Source organism: Microvirga antarctica, assembly GCF_017921815.1.
GTDB lineage: Bacteria > Pseudomonadota > Alphaproteobacteria > Rhizobiales > Beijerinckiaceae > Microvirga > Microvirga antarctica.
This window is the reverse complement of the sequence record NZ_JAGEMM010000061.1, coordinates 1-292: the sequence shown is the minus strand read 5'-3', so window position 1 is coordinate 292 and position 292 is coordinate 1. Positions and strand designations below refer to the sequence as shown.

The window sequence follows — 292 nt, the reverse complement described above, 5'->3', positions numbered from 1 at the left end:
AATTCCTACGTTCAGAATACGCGTTGCGCCAAACTCATAGAAACTTTGGTGATTCGACCCCACCGGGATAAAAACAAAATCTCCACGTTCCAGCAGCACACGCTTCCCGTTGATCTCCTGGTAATAACGTCCGGTTAATACCAGGGTAAATTCATAGTAGTCGTGCTGATGCAGCCCGGTGACGCTTTCCGTCTTGTTATAGATAAACACATGGAAATTTTTGCCATTGAAGAGCTGCTGCTCATAAACCGTTTTGATTTCCGTTGCGTTAACCTGTAGCTGCATCATCCGC

The 292-nt window shown here is 45.9% G+C and carries 1 protein-coding gene; it reads right to left on the bottom strand.

Going from position 1 to position 292, the window contains the following annotated elements; genetic code table 11:
- A partial coding sequence (locus J4G32_RS20855; RefSeq protein WP_210497571.1) for a cupin domain-containing protein occupies positions 1-292 on the bottom strand: 292 nt, incomplete at both ends.